The organism is Streptomyces sp. GC420 (genome assembly GCF_009916105.1).
In the GTDB taxonomy this organism is placed as follows: Bacteria; Actinomycetota; Actinomycetes; order Streptomycetales; family Streptomycetaceae; genus Streptomyces.
In genome coordinates this window covers 1-19,276 of sequence record NZ_JAAAXQ010000128.1, presented here as the reverse complement: position 1 = coordinate 19,276, position 19,276 = coordinate 1, and the positions used below count along the sequence as shown (strand labels likewise).

Below are 19,276 nucleotides of genomic sequence, written 5' to 3'. Positions count from 1 at the left end.
CCCCTCCCTGCCCCGCCGGCCGGCACCGGGCTCAGCGCAGCTCCGCCGCCTCGATGCCGAGCAGCCGGTGCAGCTCCCGGGCTCCCGCCGGGGTGACGGCGACCGCGCGGGCCGTGCCGATCCGTACGCACCAGCCGCTGTCCAGCGCGTGCCGGCACAGGGCGGCCCCCGCGGTGCCCGCGAGGTGCGGCGTGCGCTCGGTCCAGTCCAGGCAGCCCCGCGCCAGCGGTCTGCGTCCCCCTCGCTCCAGTTCGAGCCCCAGTTCGCCGGTGAACCAGCCGAGGCCCGCGTCGGTGAGCGCGAAGCCCGCGTCCTGGCGCAGCAGGCCGCGCTCTGTCATCGCCCCGGTGATCGTGGTGCCGAGGCGTCCGGCGAGATGGTCGTAGCAGGTGCGCCCGCGGGCCAGGGCGTCACGGGTGCTCGCCGCGCGAAGTGAGCGGGCCGCGTCCCGGCCGGGCACCGGCCCGGTGTGGGCGGCCAGGTCCTCGACGAGCTGCGCGACGCCGGGTCCGGCCAGCCGTACGTAGCGGTGCCGGCCCTGCCTTTCCTCGGCGAGCACGCCGCCCGCCACCAGCTTCCCCAGGTGCTCGCTCGCCGTCGACGCGGCCACCCCGGTGTGCCGCGCGAGCTCACCGGCCGTCCACGCGCGCCCGTCGAGCAGTGCCAGGCAGATCCCGGCGCGGGTCTCGTCGGCGAGCAGCGCGGCGAACGCGGCGAGCCGGGAACCGGGTGCCTCGCCCCGGGGCCGGGCGGTGCCGCCCGCCCTGCGGCCGGGGGCAGTGGCCGACTTCGGGTCCCGGGGAGCCGTGCGGTGCGTGCGGGTCATACGGTCAGGATGCGGCATTCACCCTTCGGTGGCCGCCGAACCGTCGCGCAGCCACCGGTGCCGGTTCACGTCGTACAGGTACCAGTAGTAGGGGGAGTCCTCCGCGACGGAGCCCTCCACCGATCGCAGGAACTCCTCGCCGCGGGCGTCGTCCCGCAGCGCGAGCGCCCGCGCGGCCGCCATCCGGACCCCCTCGTCCCCGTCGTCGAGCCGGGCGGCGAGGGCATCGGCGATCCCGGGGGTGTCCGGCGGGAGCTCGGTGAGTGTCCAGCACGCCTGGCGCCGCACCTCGGCGTCCCCGTCCGGCAGGCGGTCCAGCAGCGCGGAGACCACCTCGGGCCGTCCCTCCGCCGCCCACCGGGACAGGGCGCCCACCGCCCGCCGGCGTACGGCGGTCGCGGGGTGGTCGCAGCACGGCAGGACCGTCGTGAGGATCCCGGGCGAGCCGAGGTCGCCCAGCCCTGCCACCAGGCTTGCCAGGACGCGCGGGTCGGACTCCTCCCGTGCCCAGTCGGAGAACAGACCGAGGAGCGGGCCGGCCCACGGGTCGTCCTCGCTGTCGTCGTGGAGGTGGGTCACGCGGAGCACTTCCGCGCCGAAGTGGCGCACGGAGGGGTCCTGGCTCTCGCGCAGCGCGGCGGACGCGTCCCAGGTGGCCCGGTCGCGGCGCTGGCTGAGCGCGTCCACGGCGGCCCAGCGGGACACATGGTTCCAGTCCTGCTCCGCCGTCGCCCTGGCCAGCAGGCCCTTGAACGGCACGCGCAGGCCGTAGGACACCTCCAGTGCGGTGAGGATCGCGGTGTGTCCGGTACGGACCTCCAGGCCGCCGAGCCGGACGAGTTCGCAGCTGTCGCTCTCGCTCTCGGCGACCGTCTCGCGCTTCGGGGGCTCCTGGGAGCCGGTCCTGGAACGGAGTTCGGCCTCCCAGCCGTTGTCGTGCCAGCGGCGGGCGAGGGAGAGCGCCTCGCGGCCGGCCGGGTCGGTCAGCCACATCTTCGCGCCGCCGCCGACGAGATGGGAGACGCCGGTGTACCAGCCGGCGTCGACGGCCCACAGCAGCGGCGTCCTGCCGTCCTTCGAGGGGTGGTCGAGGTCGGCGAACCCGTCGAGCAGGGCCTCGAGGACCGGCAGGTCGAAGGACCGGACCGCGAGGCAGAGCGCGGTCGTGCCGTCCTCGTCCGCCGCGTCCGGGTCGGCGCCCCCGTCCAGCAGTTCCCGCACCCGCGCGGCGTCGCCCGCCCGCACGGCGGCGATCAGCTCCGGGTTCAGCTCCGGGTTGTTCCTCACTCGTGCTTCAGCTCCTCGTACTGCAGCGTCAGGCCGTCGAGCAGCGCCCGCAGGCCGGACTCGAATGCCCCCTCGTCGACCTGCTTGCGGTGCTCGGCGAGGAGGTGGGCCTGGCCCAGGTGAGGGTAGTCGGCCGGGTTGTAGGCGGTGGCGTCGTCGACGAAACCGCGTGCGAAGGAGCCGAGCGCGGAGCCGGTGATGAAGTAGCGCATCAGGGCGCCTATGCGGGTGGCGTGGCCGGGGGGCCAGCCCGCCCGGACCATGGCGCCGAAGACGGCGTCGGCGAGGCGCAGGCCGGCCGGGCGGCGGCCGGGGCCCTGGGCGAGCACCGGGACCAGATGCGGGTGGGCGGCCAGCGCGGAACGGTAGGAGTGGGCCCAGTCGTGGAGCGCCGTGCGCCAGTCGCGGCCGTCCTCCGCCGCGAACATCGACAGGTCGACCTGGGCGGACACCGAGTCCGCGACCGCCTCCAGGATCTCGTCCTTGCTGCGGAAGTGGTTGTAGAGGGAGGGGCCGCTGACTCCCAGTTCGGCGGCGAGCCGACGGGTGGAGACGGCGTCCAGGCCCTCCGCGTCGACCAGGGCGCTTGCCGTCTCGACGATCAGCTCTCTGCTGAGCAGGGGCTTGCGTGGGCGTGCCATGCGGCACATAGTAGGGCCCTGCACTTGTAAACTAGCAGTGATAGTTATTCGGGACGGTGGCAGGGCATGGATCTGGATCTCAGTGAGGAGCAGTCCGCGGTCAGGCGGCTCGCCAGGGATTTCGTCGACCGCGAGATCGCCCCGTACGCGGCCGGGTGGGACCGCGCCGAGAACGTGGACCGCGCGGTCGTGAAGAAACTCGGCGACCTCGGCTTCCTCGGGCTGACCATCGACGAGGAGTACGGCGGCTCGGGCGGCGACCATCTGGCGTACGTGCTGGTCACGGAGGAGCTGGGCCGGGGAGACTCCGCGGTGCGCGGCATCCTTTCCGTCTCGCTCGGGCTGGTCGCCAAGTCGGTCGCCGCCTGGGGGAGCGAGGAGCAGAAGCGGCAGTGGCTGCCCCGGCTGTGCTCCGGCGAGGCGATCGGCTGCTTCGGCCTGACGGAGCCGGGCACCGGCTCGGACGCGGGCAGCCTCGCCACCCGGGCCGAACGCCGGGGCGACGCGTTCGTCATCAACGGCAGCAAGATGTTCATCACCAACGGGACCTGGGCCGACGTGGTGCTGCTGTTCGCCCGTACCGGCGACGAGCCCGGCCACAAGGGGATCTCCGCCTTCCTGGTTCCCACCGACTCGCCCGGCCTGACCCGGCGCGAGATCCACGGCAAGCTGGGGCTGCGCGGGCAGGCCACCGCGGAGCTGGTGTTCGAGGACGTCCGGGTGCCCGCCTCGGCGATGGTCGCCCCCGAGGGCAAGGGTTTCTCGGTCGCCATGTCGGCGCTGGCCAAGGGGCGGATGTCGGTGGCGGCGGGCTGTGTGGGCATCGCCCAGGCCTGCCTGGACGCGGCCGTCGGCTACGCGGGGCAGCGTGAGCAGTTCGGCAGGCCGATCGCCGGCCATCAGCTGGTGCAGGAGCTCATCGCCGACATCGCCGTGGACGTCGACGCCGCCCGGCTGCTGACCTGGCGGGTCGCCGACCTGATCGACCGCGGCCGGCCGTTCGCCACCGAGTCCTCGGTCGCCAAGCTGTACGCGAGCGAGGCCGCCGTACGCGCGGCCAACAACGCGCTCCAGGTGTTCGGCGGATACGGCTACATCGACGAGTACCCGGTGGGCAAACTGCTCAGGGACGCCCGCGTGATGACGCTCTACGAGGGCACCAGCCAGATCCAGAAGCTGGTCATAGGACGCTCTCTGACGGGAGTATCCGCCTTCTGACCTTATCCGGTGGTCCAGGGGTTGTGCCGGGTTCGCCCCTAAGCGCTTGCTCAGGATGGGCGGTATGGTGTCTGTCCTGGTGAGCGGAAGGGGCGACCGATGGGCGGCGCGGCCGAGGGGACCGGCGACGGGACCGGCGACGGGACCGGTCGGTCCGGCGAGGGGACCGGCCAGTCCGGCGAGGACATCACGTGGGGCGAGGTCTCGCCCGACGCGGCGAGGAGGCTGCTCGTGGCGGCCGTCGAGGCCTTCGCCGAGCGCGGCTACCACGCGACGACGACCCGGGACATCGCCGGGCGGGCCGGAATGAGCCCCGCCGCGCTCTACATCCACTACAAGACGAAGGAAGAACTCCTTCACACCATCTGCCGCACCGGGCACGGCAAGGCCCTGCAGATCCTGGACGCCGCGGCGGCCGGCGATGGCACGGCGGCGGAGCGGCTGACCGACGCCGTCCGCTCCTTCGTGCGCTGGCACGCCGGGCACCGTACGACGGCGCGGGTCGTGCAGTACGAGTACGACTCGCTGAGCGAGGAGCACCGTGCGGAGATCATCGAGCTGCGCCGGCGCAGCGACGCCGCGGTGCGCTCGATCCTCGAGGACGGTGTGGAGAGCGGGGAGTTCGACGTCGTGGACGTGCGGGGCACCGCCGTCGCGATCCTCTCGCTCTGCATCGACGTGGCCCGCTGGTTCAATGTGCGCGGCCGCCGCACGCCCGACGAGGTCGGCGTGCTCTACGCCGACCTCGTCCTGCGGATGGTGGGGGCTCAGAAGTAGTAGCGGGCCACCGACTCGGCCACGCAGACCGGCTTGTCGCCGCCCTCGCGCTCCACCGTGAAGGCCGTGGTGATCTGGGCGCCGCCCGCGACGTCGGTGACATCGGTGATCACGGCCGTGGCGCGCAGCCGGGAGCCGACCGGCACGGGTGCGGGGAAACGGACCTTGTTCACACCGTAGTTGACACCCATCCGCACGCCCTCGACGCTCATCAGCTGCGGTCCGAACAGCGGCAGCAGCGACAGCGTGAGATAGCCGTGGGCGATGGTGGTGCCGAAGGGCCCGGCGGCCGCCTTCTCCGGGTCGACGTGGATCCACTGGTGATCGCCGGTCGCCTCGGCGAAGAGATCGATCCGCTTCTGGTCGATCTCCAGCCAGTCGGTGTGTCCCAGCTGCTCACCGACGGCCGCCCGCAGCTCGTCGACCGAAGCGAAGATCCTCGGCTCTGCCATGTTGTCCAGCCTCCCGAAATATGCGTCACAGGGAATGTCTAAGCGCTTGCTCAGCATGGTTGGGTGACCGGAGTCCTGTCAACGCGTGGCGAAGTAGGTTTGAGGCGTGCCTCAGATTCCAGAGAAGATCCATGAGCTCACCGTCGGCCAGCTGTCCGCACGCAGCGGCGCCGCCGTCTCCGCCCTGCACTTCTACGAGGCCAAGGGCCTGATCAGCAGCCGCCGCACGGCAGGCAACCAGCGCCGCTACAGCAGGGACGCCCTGCGGCGCGTGGCGTTCGTCCGCGCGGCGCAGCGGGTCGGGATCCCGCTGGCCACGATCCGCGAGGCGCTGGCCCAGCTTCCCGAGGAGCGCACGCCGACCCGGGAGGACTGGGCGCGGCTCTCCGCGGCCTGGCGCTCGGAACTGGACCAGCGCATCCAGCAGCTCGCACGGCTGCGCGATCACCTGACCGACTGCATCGGGTGCGGCTGCCTGTCGCTCGAGACCTGCGTGCTGTCCAATCCGGACGACGTCTTCGGCCGCGAGCTGACGGGTTCCCGGCTGCTCCCGGAACGCCGCCCCCGCCCGGCCGGCGCCTGACGCCGGGGGACACGGGGTGCGCCGCTGCGGCCGGCACACCCCGCCGTCCGGCCGGTGTCAGCCCACCGGCGCCAGCGCGGCGTCGTGCACCCGCCTGGCCCTGATCAGTGCCTCGGACGTGAGAACGGGCTCCGGCACCACGATGCCGCAGCCCGTGCAGACGGGTCCGGCGCCCGGCTCGTGCGCCAGCCCGTACTTCCAGACGATCCTCGTCCCCGCGCACACCGGGCAGGAATCGCCCGGCTCCGAACGCAGCGCGGAGATCAGCCGCCGCAGCACTTCGGCGAGCGGCGCGTCGGGGTGCACCCGCGGGTCGTCGCACCACACGACCCCGCAACCGCCCCAGGTGCAGCGGTGCCAGTCGTCGAACGAGCCCGGGCGCCTGAGACCGTCGTGCTTCTCGCGCCTGCGCCGTTCGGCGAACTCCCCCTCGTAGGCGAGCCACACGGCCCGCGCCTCCTCCAGCTCCTCCAGGGCGGCCACCAGCCGCGCCGGGTCGAGATCGCGGTCCTCGGGCCCGAAGCCGGCCCGGGAACACAGATGGTCCCAGGTCGCCCGGTGCCCGTAAGGGGCGAACCGCTCAAGGCACTTGCGCAGCGAATGCCGTCGCAAGGCGATATCCAGACCGGGATTGCGCACCTGTCTCGCAAGACTCCGGAAACCGGCCATCGCTCGTCACCTCCGTCGCTCGGTACTTCGGCGTTGTGGAATGGACGTATCCAGTGCCCATTCGGCTCCATCGGAAATCCGATGGGGCCCATCAGCACACCTTCCCCACGATGCGCCGGTGGGGGATAAAGACACCGTTCAGACGTGGCTGCCCGTGCGCCGCCGGGCGGCGCTCCGCGGGCTGCCGGACAACTGCGCGCTCCCCGCCGGGCCGTGGGGAGCATCCGGGTTCGTTCCCGCGCGCGGACGGCAGGGGCGAAGGGTGCGAAGAGGGCGGCGAGCACGGGGAGCACGGGCGCGGACGAGGCCGCCCCGGGGGAGCCTCGCCACCCGTCCGACCCCGCCGTACGCAGCGAACTCGCGGCCGGCGAGGGCCTGCCGCCGGCTCTCGTGGGAGTCCTCGCCCGCGATCCTGGCCCCAACGCCGCGGGCGGGGTCGCGCCGTGGCGCGCGGCGCCGCCGGCGCTCGCCCCGGAGCCTGCCGGGCACCCCGGCGCCGGGGTCCGCGGGGCGCCGGCCCGCGACGGACAAGTACCTCCGGATGTGCCGCGGCGGCCGGGGCCGCCCGGCGCCGCAGCGGGGCCGGCCGGTTCGCCGCGGGGCCGGCCGGTCCGCCGCGGGGGCGTGCCGCCCCGCGCCATGGCAGTTGACGCTGCTGGTGGAACGGGATGGTCCGGCCGTCGTCTTCGCGGCCCGAGTCCCCAACCCGCGTCGCTCGGGGCAGAGTTGGCCGAACAGTGCCGGTCGGCCGCCGTGCGGTGGCGACTCGGAGCCACGGCCGGGAAGAAGAGGCATGTTCACGTCATGTCATGGGCATACCGCGGGTAACCTCCGACCCCCAGGCCCCTTGGAGGACCAGGCATGCGACGACGCACCCGCAGGCTCAGAACCATCCTGTCCACCACGGCGCTCGCGATCGCCGCGACCTTCGCGAGCCCGCTGCCCCAGGCCGCGGCGTCACCGCCCGACGCCGTACAGGCCGCCGACAACGACTACTGCCAGGGCCAGTGCTCGGACATCCTCCCGCCCGGCCAGAACGGCAATGCCACCCTCGCCGGGATCCTCGCGCACCAGGTCTTCGGCACCCGCCCCGCCCACAGCTCCGACCAGCTCGCGGCGTACGACAAGCTGGTGGCGGGACGGTCCACGCTCACCGACGCCACCATCAACGACTTCTTCAACGACGCCTCATTCGGCGTGCCCGCGGGGCAGGAGGAGTCCGTCACCAAGCCCCGCTCGGACGTCACGATCACCCGGGACAAGAAGACCGGCGTCCCGCACATCGTCGGCACCACCCGCTACGGCACGTCGTTCGGCGCCGGATACGCCGCCGCCCAGGACCGCATGTGGGTGATCGACCTCTTCCGGCACATAGGCCGCGGCGAGATCACGCCCTTCGCCGGCGGCGCTCCCGCCAACCAGGGCCTGGAGCAGCAGTTCTTCCAGATCGCCCCGTACACCGAGGAAGACCTCCAGGCGCAGGTCGACTGGCTGCTCGGCAACTCCGGCGAGCGCGGCAGGCAGGCCATGGCCGACGCGCAGGCCTATGTCGACGGCCTCAACGCCTACCGCACCCAGTCCAAGGACGGCCGCTACTTCCCCGGCGAGTACGTCCTGACCGGGCACATCGACTCCATCACCAACGCCGGTGAGATCCAGCCATTCAAGGTGACCGACCTCATCGCCATCGCCTCCGTCGTCGGCGGGCTCTTCGGCGGCGGCGGAGGCGGCGAGGTGCAGGCCGCGCTCTCGCTGCTGGCCGCCCAGCAGAAGTACGGGGTCGAGGAGGGCACCGAGATCTGGGAGACCTTCCGGATGCGCAACGACCCGGAGGCCGCCCTCACCGTCCACGACGGAAGCAGCTTCCCGTACGCGGGCAGGCCGGCGAACCCGCGCGGCACCGCGCTGCCCGACAGCGGCTCCGTCATCCAGGAGGAGCTCGTCCACGACCGCACGGGCTCCGCGCAGGACCTCAGCACCGAGGCGTACGTTGCGCCGCGCGGCATGTCCAACGCCCTCGTCGTCTCCGGCGAACACACCGCAGGCGGCCACCCCGTCGCCGTCTTCGGCCCGCAGACCGGCTACTTCGCCCCGCAGCTGCTGATGCTCCAGGAACTCCAGGGGCCCGGCATCAGCGCCCGCGGCGTCGCCTTCGCCGGTGTCGGGATGTACGTGCAGCTCGGCCGCGGCCAGGACTACGCCTGGAGTGCCACCACCTCCGCACAGGACATCATCGACACGTACGCCGTCGAACTCTGCGAGCCCGACGGCTCGGCGCCCGCGAAGGACTCGGACCACTACCTGTACCGGGGAACCTGCACCCCGATGGACAAGCTGGAGCGCAAGAACGCCTGGAAGCCCACCGTGGCCGACGGCACCGCGGCAGGTTCGTACACCCTGCGGGTCTGGCGGACCAAGTACGGCCTGGTCACCCACCGTGCCACGGTCGGCGGCGAGCCCGTCGCCTACACCGCGCTGCGCACGACGTACCGCCACGAGGCGGACTCCATCATCGGCTTCCAGATGATGAACGATCCCTCCTTCGTCAAGGACGCCGCGTCCTTCCAGGAGGCCGCCTCGCACATCGGCTACACCTTCAACTGGTTCTACGCCGACTCGGAACAGGCCGGGTACTTCAACAGCGGACTGAACCCGGTGCGCGCCGCCGGTGTCGACGCCTCGCTGCCCGTCCGGGCCGAACCGGCCTACGAGTGGGAGGACTTCGACCCCGCGCACAACACCGCCGCCTACACCCCGCCCGCCGAGCACCCCCAGTCGGTCGGCCAGGACTACTACATGTCCTGGAACAACAAACTGGCCGAGGACTACACGGCGGCAGGCTTCGGCAACGGCTCGGTGCACCGCGGCGACCTGCTCGACGACCGTGTCGCGGCACTGGTCGAGAAGGGCGGCGTCACCCGCGCGTCCCTCACCAGGGCCATGGCGGAGGCGGCGGTGACCGACCTGCGCGGCGAGGGCGTACTCCCCGAACTCCTCGCGGTGCTGCGCAGTTCACCCATCACGGACAGCGCCGCGCTTTCCGCGGTGGAGAAGCTGGAGGCCTGGCAGCGGGCGGGCAGCAGGCGCCAGGAGACCGCCCAGGGCTCGAAGACGTACACCCATCCCGATGCCGTCCGGATCATGGACGCCTGGTGGCCGCTGCTCGCCGAGGCCCAGTTCAGGCCCGGCCTCGGCGAGCAGCTCTACGATGCCCTGCGGAACAACCTCACCGTCGACGAGTCACCCTCCTCCGGGCACGGACCGACCGGCTCGCACGCCGGGTCGGCGTTCCAGTACGGCTGGTGGAGCTATGTCGACAAGGATCTGCGCACCGTCCTCGGGCGCGAGGTCCGGGGCTGGACCGACCGGGCATTCTGCGGCGGCGGAGAGCTCTCTGCCTGCCGGGACGCCCTGCTCGCCTCGCTGAAGACGGCCGCCGCCAGGACCGCCGCTCAGGTCTACCCCGGCGACGACGTCTGCTCGGCGGGCGACCAGTGGTGTGCCGACTCGATCGTCCAGCGGCCGGTGGGCGGCATCACCCACCCGAACGTCAACTGGCAGAACAGGCCCACCTTCCAGCAGGTCGTCGAGTTCCCGGCTCACCGCTGAGCCGCGCGCGCCCGCGTGCGCGGCACACACCGTGCCGCGCACGCCCCGCACGGAACCGTGCCCCGCACGCCCGCGGCGGGCCGGACCGGCTCAGCTGCCGATCCGGCCCGCCGCGAGCACCACCCGGGCCAGCTCCGGGTGGCAGATGTCGCTGTGCGCGCCCGTCGGCGGCCCGCCCCTGCGGACCACCTTCGCCGCGTCCACGCTCACACACCCCGAGGCCGGCAGCCGCCCGCCGGCCAGCGCCTCGTCGAGCGTCAGCCGTACGGAGCCTGCCACGGCCCGGTGGCCTCCGTGGCCGATGGCGCCCCACCGCCCGGAGTCGAGACCGAGCAGACCGGCGGAGTCCCCCGCTGCCCGCGAGGCCAGCGGATACAACACGCCCAGCGCCGTGTCGTGCCGGGAGTGACAGGACACCACGGGCCCGTCCACCCTCCGGTGCATGCCGCCCAGAGCGCCGCTCCGGTCCTTCGCGTGCGGCAGCCGCGCGGCGAACGCGTAGTGCGAGAAGGCCCCCTGAAGAAGAATCAGCGACTTGACGCTCCTGGTGCCCTCAGGCAGTCCGCGCAGCGCGTACGACACCAGACGCCCGCCGAAGCTGTGCCCGATCAGATGGACGCGGACCGAGGGACGCACCCTCCCGAGCCGGCCGAGCACCGGTCCGAGCCCCCGCTCGCCCACCACACCGGCCCGGCGCTTCATCGTGAAGTACGTGGCCTGGCGCAGCAGTTCCTGGGCCCCGTCCCACCAGCGGCCGGGCCCGCCGAAGCCGATGGCGGGGGCCGCCCCGCCGCTGGGCCCGGCCGGGCCGGGCGCGCCCGCACCGGCCTGAGCCAGCGCCTCGGTGAACGCGCGGCACACCGCCACGGTGTCCGCGGTGAGGATGGCGAGTTCGCCGGGCGCCCGTCCGTCCGGGTCCTCCACTCCGTGATCCGTTCCCCCGGCGCCGGCGGCTCCGCCCGCGCGGGAGTCGGCCGGGTCCGCGACCAGCCGCCTTACCAGCGAGCCGAACTCTTCGAGGGCGGCCGTGGACTCCGGCCGGTCGCGGAGCAGTTCGGCGATCCGGTCCACCGCCGCCTCCCGTTCCGCGCCGGGGAACACCCCGGTCAGCGCGGCGCGGGTGTCCTCGTCGAGACCGCGCGTCGCGGCGGCCGCCCGCGGCACGGGTTCGAGGTCGGGGATCGGCTCGTCGGTGAACCGCATCGACGGCCACAGCACGCCCACATAGCCGAGCCGCACCCCGGGCCGGTCGGCGACCAGGTCGGGGAAGTGGCGGTAGAAGCGGCGGTACAGGCGGCTCGCGATCGACCGGTCGTTGTTCCAGCCGTGCGCGAAGACCAGGAGATCGGTGACCTCCCCGTCCGCGATGCGGTCCCGCTGCCGCACGTCGACGTCGCCCTCGGCGTCGAACGTCAGCTCCCAGTACGGCTCCACGCCCACGTCCCGCATGGCCTCACCTCTTCGCGCGAAGTGCCGGTCGGGGCCGCATCATCCCGCCGTACCACGGGCTCGGCCAGCCCCTGGGCACAGGCCGGAGCGGATCCCGGGCCCGGTGTGACGCGTAGGGATGAACTGGTCGCACGAGTGCGCGAGGGGGATCGAACAAGGTTTCCCCGGTCGAGCGCTGTCGAAGCGGGCGCCACCGAAGCGGGGCGAGTGAGCCGAAGGGGCGCGCCTGTGCCGAAAGGGAGAACGCGCACAGGCCGCACAGGGCGAGTGAGCCGAAGGGGCGCGCCTGTGCCGAAAGGGAGAACGCGCACAGGCCGCGAGGTACGAGTGGCCGAGCACGATCGACTGTCGGCGCAGGCTTCGGTGCCCCGGAGGCGAACCGAGCCCGAAAGGGGGGTACGAGTGGCCGAGCACGATCGACTGTCGGCGCAGGCTTCGGTGCCCCGGAGGCGAACCGAGCCCCGAAAAAAAGGGGGGGCGGCGCCGTCCTCAGCGGTACAGCAGGTACTCCCGCCGCGTCGCGCGGAACGCGGCCAGGTCCTGCCGCCAGGCCGCCACCACCTCGTCCGCCGAGGCGCCCGCGTCGATCATCGTGCGCACCCGGGTGCTCCCCGTGAGCTTGTCGATCCAGTTGTCCGGCCGCCAGGCGAAGCCGCTCCACACCCGCTTCGCCGTCACCAGCAGGGCGATGCCCGTGCGCACCGGGTCGAACGCCTCCCGGTCGTGCACGTGGAGCTGGACCCCGCCGGCCGTCCTGCCCTGGAACTTGGAGAAGACCGGCTGGAAGTACGCCTCCCGGAAACGCACGCCCGGCAGCTCCTCCGCGTTCGCCGCCTCGGCCCAGCGCCGGTCCACGCCCTCGGCGCCGAGCAGCTCGAAGGGCCTGGTCGTGCCGCGTCCCTCCGAGAGGTTGGTGCCTTCGAAGAGGCAGGTGCCCGAGTAGACGAGAGCGGTGTCGGGCGTCGGCATGTTGGGGCTCGGCGGCACCCACGGCAGCCCGGTCGCGTCGAAGAAGTCCGTCCGCCGCCACCCCGACATCCGTACGACGTCGAGCCGCACCGGCTCCTGGAGGAACTCCCCGTTGAACAGCAGCGCCAGCTCCGCGACCGTCATGCCGTGGGCCTGGGCGATCGGCTCCCGGCCCACGAAGCTCGCGAAGGCCCTGTCCAGGACCGGCCCGAGAGCGGTCCGGCCGGACACCGGGTTGGGCCGGTCCAGGACGACGAAGCGCAGGCCCGCGAGCGCGGCGGCCTGCATGCAGTCGTACAGCGTCCAGATGTACGTGTAGAAGCGCGCCCCCGCGTCCTGGATGTCGAAGACGACGGTGTCGACGCCGGACGCCGTGAAGACATCGGCCAGCGCCCGGCCGCTCTTGAGGTATGTGTCGTAGACGGGCAGGCCGGTCGCCGGATCGTCGTAGCGGCCCTCGGAGCCGCCCGCCTGGGCGGTGCCGCGGAAGCCGTGCTCGGGCCCGAAGACGGCCGTGAGCTCCACCCGGTCGTCGGTGTGCATGACATCGACGATGTGGCGCACGGCCGCGGTCACGCCGGTCGGGTTGGTGACGACGCCGACGCGCTGCCCCTCGAGCGGCCCGTAGCCGCCGGCCGCCAGCCGTTCGAAGCCGGTGCGGACCCGGGGACGGGCGGGCCCGGACGGCTCGTCGCCACCGTGCCGGGGGCCGGCGGGCTCGGCGGCTCCGAGGGAGCCGAGGGCTCCCACTGCGCCGGTCGCGGCCAGCAGTCCCCGCCGGGAAGGACCGGAAGGACCGGAAGAGTTCGCAGCGCTCATACCTGTCATGGTCACGCACGCTAGCGCTCGCCGCCGCGCGGTGGAACGAGGCAGGCGCGAGCCGGTACGTTCCCGCCTCTTCCCCGGCCACATACCGACTGGTTAGTCTGCCGGGGCACCACCGAGAGCGGGAGCCGAGCCGAAGGAGGACCGACGTGGGACGCCAGCAGTCCGCGCAGTCCGCGCAGTCCGCGCAGTCCGCGCAGTCCGTGCCGAACGTACAGGGCGCGGGAGTCGTCGTCACCGGGGCGGGAGGCGGCATCGGAGCCGCGATCGCCCGCCGCTTCGCAGCCGCGGGAGCCCGCGTCGTCGTCAACGACCTGGACGCCGGGAAGGCCAAGCTCGTCGCGGACGAGATCGGGGCGGTGCCGGTGCCCGGCGACGCCTCGCACATCATCGAGTCGTCCCGGGAGGCGCTGGGCGGCACGGTGGACATCTACTGCGCCAACGCCGGCCTCGCGTCCGGCGGCGGGGCCGAGGCGGGCGAGGACGTCTGGGCGCGGGCCTGGGACGTCAACGTCATGGCCCACGTACGCGCCGCCCAGGCACTGCTGCCCGAGTGGCTGGAGCGCGGCTCCGGCCGTTTCGTCTCCACCGTCTCCGCCGCGGGCCTGCTCACCATGATCGGCGCCGCCCCCTACAGCGTCACCAAGCACGGCGCGCTCGCCTTCGCCGAGTGGCTCTCCCTCACCTACCGCCACCGCGGGATCAAGGTGCACGCCATCTGCCCCCAGGGCGTGCGCACCGACATGCTCACCGCCTCGGGATCCGCCGGCGAACTCGTCCTCGCTCCCGGAGCCATCGAGCCCGAGGACGTGGCCGACGCCCTCTTCGGGGCCATCGCCGCGGACCGCTTCCTGGTACTGCCCCACCCCGAGGTCGCGGACTACTACCGGGCGCGCGCGGCCGACACCGACCGCTGGCTGCGCGGCATGAACCGCCTCCAGCGCCAGTGGGAGGGGACCGGCGCATGACCACCTACGAAACCCCGGCCGCGGGGAACCGGCCCGTACCCGGCGGCGCGCCCGCGCCGTCCGGCACGCCGGTCTACGCCGCCAGGCCCTGGCTCGCGCAGCTCAGCGACGCCCAGAAGGCCCCCGTCACCCCGCCCGAGACCGTGCTGCACGCCTTCCGCGCGTCCGCGCGCCGCGCCCCGGACCGCACCGCCCTGGCCTACTTCGACGGCCGGCTCTCCTACGCGGAGACGGACGAGCTGTCCGACTCCGTCGCCGCACACCTCGCCGACCGGGGCGTGGAGCACGGCGACCGTGTCGCGGTCATGCTGCAGAACAGCCCGCACTTCGTGCTCGCCCTGCTGGGAGCGTGGAAGGCCGGGGCCACCGTCGTGCCGCTCAACCCGATGTACAAGTCTGGCGAGGTGGCCCACGTCCTCGAGGACGCGCGGGTGGGCGCCCTGATCTGCTCCGACCGGGCGTGGACCGGCTACCTGCGCGAGACGGCGTCCTACTGCGGCGTACGCGTCGCTCTGACCGCCTGCGAACTCGGCCTCCAGACCCGCGACGACAAGCGCGTCCTCCCCTTCGAGCGGCAGCCCGTGCCCGAGGACACCGACGACCTGCTCGCCGTCGCCCGCGCCGGCAGGCAGGCCCCGGACGGCCGGGCGCTGCGCTCCGACGACGTGGCCCTGATCAGCTACACCTCGGGCACCAGCGGCACCCCCAAGGGCGCCATGAACACCCACGGCAACATCGCCCACAACGCCGAACGGCAGCGCGCCGGACAGGGGATCCCCGAGGGCGCCTGCTACTTCGCGCTGGCACCGCTGTTCCACATCACCGGCATGGTCTGCGAACTGTCCGCCTGCTTCCTCAACGCCGGCACGCTCGCCCTGGCCTACCGATTCGAGGCCGGGGTCGTCCTCGACGCCTTCGCCGAGCACCGGCCCGCCTTCACCGTCGGACCCTCCACCGCCTTCATGGCGCTGGCCGCCCACCCCGCCGCGAGGCCCGAGCACTTCGAGTCCTTCGCGGTCATCTCCTCGGGCGGCGCCCCCGTACCGCCCGCCCTGGTGGAGAAGTTCCGCGCCGGCTTCGGCCCCTACCTGCGCAACGGCTACGGGCTCACCGAATGCACCGCGCCCTGCGCCTCCGTACCCCCGCAGAGCGAGGCCCCGGTCGACCCGGCCACCGGCACCCTCTCCGTCGGCCTCCCCGGGCCCGACGGCCTCGTCCGCATCCTGGACGAGGACGGCCGGGAGGTGCCCTTCGGCGAGCAGGGCGAGATCGCGGTGAGCGGACCCGGTGTCGTGCCCGGCTACTGGGGCCTGCCCGAGGCCACCGCCGAGGCCTTCCCCGGCGGGGAACTGCGCACCGGCGACATCGGTTTCATGGACGCCGACGGCTGGCTCTACGTCGTCGACCGCAAGAAGGACATGATCAACGCCTCCGGCTTCAAGGTGTGGCCGCGCGAGGTCGAGGACGTGCTGCACACCCACCCCGCGGTGCGCGAGGCGGCCGTCGTGGGCGTGCCCGACCCCTACCGCGGAGAGACCGTCAAGGCGTACGTCAGCCTGGTCCCGGGAACCGCGGCGACCCCGGAAGAACTCGTCGCCTACAGCGCGGAACGGCTCGCGGCGTACAAATATCCGCGGGAAATCGTGGTCCTAGAGGAACTGCCCAAGACGTCCAGTGGGAAGATCCTGCGTCGGGAACTGCGTTCCCGGTCCGGGGCATCCTGAACGCACGGCGGCACCACGCGCCGTGTGCGGGACGCACGGCGCGCACGACATGGCACAGAGTGAGGAAAGGGCAGGTGGCGACAGTGGCCAAGACGACGGACGGGGGCCGGGCCCCGGTACCGCAGCGGTTGCTGGCCGCCGCCACCCGGCTCTTCGCCGAGCGCGGCTACGACAAGACCTCGGTGCAGGAGATCGTCGAGGCGGCGGGCGTCACCAAGGGCGCCCTCTACCACTACTTCGGGTCCAAGGACGATCTGCTGCACGAGATCTACGGGCGCGTGCTGCGCCTCCAGCAGGAGCGGCTGGACGCCATCGCCCGATCCGACGCACCCGTCGAGAAGCGGCTGCGCGAGGCCGCCGCCGACGTCGTCGTCACCTCGATCGAGAACCTCGACGACGCAACGATCTTCATGCGCTCCATCCACCAGCTGAGCCCCGAGAAGGACAAGCAGGTACGGGCCGAGCGGCGGCGCTACCACGAGAAGTTCAGGGCGCTCGTCGAGGAGGGGCAGAAGGCCGGCGTGTTCTCCACGGCGACCCCGGCCGACCTGGTGGTGGACTACCACTTCGGGTCCGTCCACCACCTCTCCAGCTGGTACCGCCCCGACGGCCCGCTCACGCCCGAGCAGATCGCCGACCACCTCGCCGACCTGCTGCTGCGGGCGCTGCGTCCCTGAGGCGCACCGGGGCGTCGGACGCGCGCCTTCCCTCGGACGCGCGCCTTCCCTCGGACGGCACCGTTCCCGAAGAGGCACCACTCCTGCAGAGGCGCCGATCAGAGGCGCCGATCAGAGGCGCCGATCCTGGAAAGGCGCCGTTCCCGAAACGTAGCGTGTCCCGTCGGGGGCGCCTCACCGGCGCTCCCGACGGGACACAGCCGTCTCACATGTACTGCTTCAGCTCCCGGCGTGCCAGCGAGCGCTGGTGCACCTCGTCGGGCCCGTCCGCGAGGCGCAGCGTACGGGCCGAGGCCCACAGCTCGGCCAGCGGGAAGTCCTGGCTGACACCGCCCGCTCCGTGCAGCTGCACGGCGCTGTCGATGATGCCGAGGACCGTGCGCGGGGTCGCGATCTTGATCGCCTGGATCTCGGTGTGCGCGCCCTTGTTGCCCACCGTGTCCATCAGCCAGGCCGTCTTCAGCACCAGCAGCCGCAGCTGCTCCACCGCGACCCGGGCGTCCGCGATCCACGCGTTCACCTGGCCCTGAGCGGCCAGCGGCTTGCCGAAGGCGGTGCGGGACACGGCCCGCCGGCACATCAGCTCGATGGCGCGCTCGGCCATGCCGATGAGCCGCATGCAGTGGTGGATGCGGCCCGGTCCGAGGCGGGCCTGGGCGATCGCGAAGCCGCCGCCCTCCTCGCCGATCAGGTTGGACACCGGGACACGGACCCGGTCGTAGACGATCTCGGCGTGGCCGCCGTGGGAGTGGTCCTCGTAGCCGTAGACCTGCATCGCGCGGCGGACGTGCACACCCGGGGTGTCGCTCGGCACCAGGACCATCGACTGCTGGCGACGGATGTCCGCGCCGTCCGGGTCGGTTTTGCCCATCACGATGTGGATCTTGCAGTCGGGGTTCATCGCGCCGGAGATGTACCACTTGCGGCCGGTGATGACGTACTCGTCACCGTCCCGCTCGATCCGCGTCTCGATGTTGGTCGCGTCCGACGAGGCGACCTCCGGCTCGGTCATCGCGAAGGCGGAGCGGATCTCGCCCTCGAGCAGCGGCTCCAGCCACTGCTTCTTCTGCTCCTCGGTGCCGAACTGTGCCAGCACCTCCATGTTCCCCGTGTCCGGCGCGGCGCAGTTCGTCGCGGTCGGCGCGAGGTGCGGGGAGCGGCCGGTGATCTCGGCGAGCGGCGCGTACTGGAGGTTCGTCAGCCCCGCGCCGTGCTCGGTGCCGGGCAGGAACAGGTTCCACAGGCCCTGCCTGCGGGCCTCCGCCTTGAGGTCCTCCACCACCTGCGGGGTGTCCCACGGGGAGGCCAGCGCGGCGCGCTGCTCCTCGGCGACGGTCTCGGCGGGGTATACGTACTCGTCCATGAAGGCGAGCAGTCTGCTCCGCAGTTCTTCGGTGCGGGCGTCGAATGCGAAGTCCATGGGTGTCAGCCTTCCTGAAGGGTGGTGAGGCCGTGCCGGATGAAGACCGGGACGAGATCGCCGATCCGGTCGAAGCCGGCGCCGACGGTCTGGCCCAGCGTGTAGCGGTAGTGGATGCCTTCGAGGATCACGGCGAGCTTGAACCAGGCGAAGGCGGCGTACCACGAGATGGCGGAGGTGTCCCGGCCGGAACCCGCGGCGTAGCGCTCGACGATCTCCCGCGGGGAGGGGTGGCCCGGCGCCTCGGCCGTGGTGCTCACCGGGGAGCCGGGCAGCCGCAGGTCGGTGCTGTACATCACCAGCAGGCCGAGGTCGGTCAGCGGGTCGCCGAGGGTGGACATCTCCCAGTCGAGGATGGCCCGGATCTCGTCGTCGGGGCCGCCGATCAGCACGTTGTCGAGGCGGTAGTCACCGTGCACGACGGTCGCGGCGGGGGAGGCCGGCAGCGAGTGGCCCAGCGTCGCGTGCAGCTCGTCGATGCCCGCCAGCTCCCGGTTGCGGGAGGCGTCGAGCTGCTTGGCCCAGCGGCGCAACTGGCGGTCCAGGAAGCCCTCGGGGCGGCCGAAGTCCGCCAGTCCCACCGCGGCCGGGTCCACGGCGTGCAGTTCGACGAGGGTGTCGACGAGGCTCAGCACGGCCGCCCTGGTGCGCTCGGGGCCGAGGGCGGCGAGCTGGTCCGCGGTGCGGTACGGCGTGCCCTCGACGAACTCCATGACGTAGAACGGCGCCCCGATGACCGAGTCGTCCTCGCAGAGCAGCACGGGATCGGGCACCGGCACGGCGGTCGGGTGCAGCGCACTGATCACCCGGTGCTCACGGCGCATGTCGTGCGCGGTGGCCAGCACGTGCCCCAGCGGGGGCCGGCGGACCACCCAGCGGGAGCTGCCGTCCTCCACGGCGTACGTGAGATTGGACCGGCCGCCCTCGATGAGCCTGCCCGTCAGGGGCCCGCGCACCAGGCCGGGGCGCTCGCGGTCCAGGTGACCGCGCAGCTGCTCCAGATCGAGCCCGGGGGGCTGGGCTGAGCTCATCGTCGACTCCTCGTTGTCTTCTCGACGTGTGTCGTCGCCCGCACGGCGCGGACACGGTGGTCGCGGTTCATGATGCCGACCAGTCGGTATGTAGTCCAGAGGGGGGCACCGTGAGATCCGGAACAGGACGCCTGCCCGGTGTCCCCGGCCC

Annotated in this window: 16 protein-coding genes; 7 read left to right on the top strand and 9 right to left on the bottom strand. The window is 72.7% G+C overall.

Annotated features, from left to right (window positions below):
- Window positions 1-31: 31 nt before the first annotated feature.
- From GUY61_RS17765 to GUY61_RS17755, 3 genes are read right to left on the bottom strand one after another with little or no spacing between them, the layout of a single operon-like run.
- Window positions 32-826: a helix-turn-helix transcriptional regulator gene (locus GUY61_RS17765; protein ID WP_166631158.1), complete on the bottom strand. Its 795-nt coding sequence runs from the start codon at window positions 824-826 to the stop codon at window positions 32-34.
- A gap of 18 nt (window positions 827-844) precedes the next feature.
- A complete protein-coding gene (locus GUY61_RS17760; protein ID WP_166631157.1) occupies window positions 845-2,113 on the bottom strand; it encodes a HEAT repeat domain-containing protein in 1,269 nt (422 codons plus the stop codon).
- Complete coding sequence (locus GUY61_RS17755) at window positions 2,110-2,763, bottom strand: TetR/AcrR family transcriptional regulator (RefSeq protein ID WP_208106120.1); 654 nt, start codon at window positions 2,761-2,763, stop codon at window positions 2,110-2,112. The genes GUY61_RS17760 and GUY61_RS17755 overlap by 4 nt, the downstream gene beginning before the upstream one ends.
- Before the next feature lie 57 nt (window positions 2,764-2,820).
- On the opposite strand from GUY61_RS17755, the gene GUY61_RS17750 reads away from it, so the two are divergent.
- A complete protein-coding gene (locus GUY61_RS17750; protein WP_166631155.1) occupies window positions 2,821-3,972 on the top strand; it encodes an acyl-CoA dehydrogenase family protein in 1,152 nt (383 codons plus the stop codon).
- Between the two features lie 99 nt (window positions 3,973-4,071).
- Window positions 4,072-4,749 (top strand): TetR/AcrR family transcriptional regulator, encoded by a 678-nt coding sequence (locus GUY61_RS17745; RefSeq protein ID WP_166631154.1) that lies wholly within the window; start codon window positions 4,072-4,074, stop codon window positions 4,747-4,749.
- On the opposite strand, the gene GUY61_RS17740 is transcribed toward GUY61_RS17745, so the two are convergent.
- Entirely contained in the window at window positions 4,740-5,201 is a 462-nt protein-coding gene (locus GUY61_RS17740) for a MaoC family dehydratase (protein ID WP_166631153.1), read from the bottom strand. The genes GUY61_RS17745 and GUY61_RS17740 overlap by 10 nt on opposite strands.
- 106 nt (window positions 5,202-5,307) lie before the next feature.
- Here GUY61_RS17740 and soxR point away from each other — a divergent pair, with 106 nt between their 5' ends.
- On the top strand, window positions 5,308-5,784 hold the full coding sequence (soxR, locus tag GUY61_RS17735; RefSeq protein ID WP_166631152.1) for a redox-sensitive transcriptional activator SoxR: 477 nt from the start codon (window positions 5,308-5,310) through the stop codon (window positions 5,782-5,784).
- A gap of 57 nt (window positions 5,785-5,841) precedes the next feature.
- On the opposite strand, the gene GUY61_RS17730 is transcribed toward soxR, so the two are convergent.
- Entirely contained in the window at window positions 5,842-6,453 is a 612-nt protein-coding gene (locus GUY61_RS17730; RefSeq protein ID WP_166631151.1) for a hypothetical protein, read from the bottom strand.
- Between the two features lie 861 nt (window positions 6,454-7,314).
- Between GUY61_RS17730 and GUY61_RS17725 the strand changes: the two genes are divergently transcribed.
- The gene (locus tag GUY61_RS17725) at window positions 7,315-10,062 is read left to right on the top strand and encodes a penicillin acylase family protein (RefSeq protein WP_166631150.1); all 2,748 of its coding nucleotides are present in this window, start codon (window positions 7,315-7,317) and stop codon (window positions 10,060-10,062) included.
- Between the two features lie 90 nt (window positions 10,063-10,152).
- Here GUY61_RS17725 and GUY61_RS17720 read toward each other — a convergent pair whose 3' ends face one another.
- Together GUY61_RS17720 and GUY61_RS17715 are read right to left on the bottom strand one after the other, a co-directional pair.
- Window positions 10,153-11,511 carry a serine-threonine protein kinase gene (locus GUY61_RS17720; RefSeq protein ID WP_208106119.1) on the bottom strand — a complete coding sequence of 453 codons (1,359 nt, stop codon included), beginning with the start codon at window positions 11,509-11,511 and terminating at the stop codon, window positions 10,153-10,155.
- 489 nt (window positions 11,512-12,000) lie between these two features.
- Window positions 12,001-13,299, bottom strand: coding sequence for an exo-beta-N-acetylmuramidase NamZ domain-containing protein (locus GUY61_RS17715; protein ID WP_166631149.1), 1,299 nt, complete (start codon window positions 13,297-13,299; stop codon window positions 12,001-12,003).
- A 209-nt stretch (window positions 13,300-13,508) separates the two neighbouring features.
- On the opposite strand from GUY61_RS17715, the gene GUY61_RS17710 reads away from it, so the two are divergent.
- From GUY61_RS17710 to GUY61_RS17700, 3 genes are all read left to right on the top strand, one after another.
- On the top strand, window positions 13,509-14,273 hold the full coding sequence (locus tag GUY61_RS17710) for an SDR family oxidoreductase (RefSeq protein ID WP_166631160.1): 765 nt from the start codon (window positions 13,509-13,511) through the stop codon (window positions 14,271-14,273).
- A complete protein-coding gene (locus GUY61_RS17705; protein ID WP_166631148.1) occupies window positions 14,270-15,997 on the top strand; it encodes a class I adenylate-forming enzyme family protein in 1,728 nt (575 codons plus the stop codon). Before GUY61_RS17710 ends, GUY61_RS17705 begins: the two co-directional genes overlap by 4 nt.
- Window positions 15,998-16,080: 83 nt before the next feature.
- The gene (locus tag GUY61_RS17700; RefSeq protein ID WP_166631159.1) at window positions 16,081-16,674 is read left to right on the top strand and encodes a TetR family transcriptional regulator; all 594 of its coding nucleotides are present in this window, start codon (window positions 16,081-16,083) and stop codon (window positions 16,672-16,674) included.
- 205 nt (window positions 16,675-16,879) lie between these two features.
- On the opposite strand, the gene GUY61_RS17695 is transcribed toward GUY61_RS17700, so the two are convergent.
- Together GUY61_RS17695 and GUY61_RS17690 are read right to left on the bottom strand one after the other, a co-directional pair.
- Window positions 16,880-18,094, bottom strand: a complete 1,215-nt coding sequence (locus GUY61_RS17695; protein WP_166631147.1) for an acyl-CoA dehydrogenase family protein — start codon at window positions 18,092-18,094, stop codon at window positions 16,880-16,882.
- A 5-nt stretch (window positions 18,095-18,099) separates the two neighbouring features.
- The gene (locus GUY61_RS17690) at window positions 18,100-19,125 is read right to left on the bottom strand and encodes a phosphotransferase family protein (RefSeq protein ID WP_166631146.1); all 1,026 of its coding nucleotides are present in this window, start codon (window positions 19,123-19,125) and stop codon (window positions 18,100-18,102) included.
- Between the last annotated feature and the right edge of the window lie 151 nt (window positions 19,126-19,276).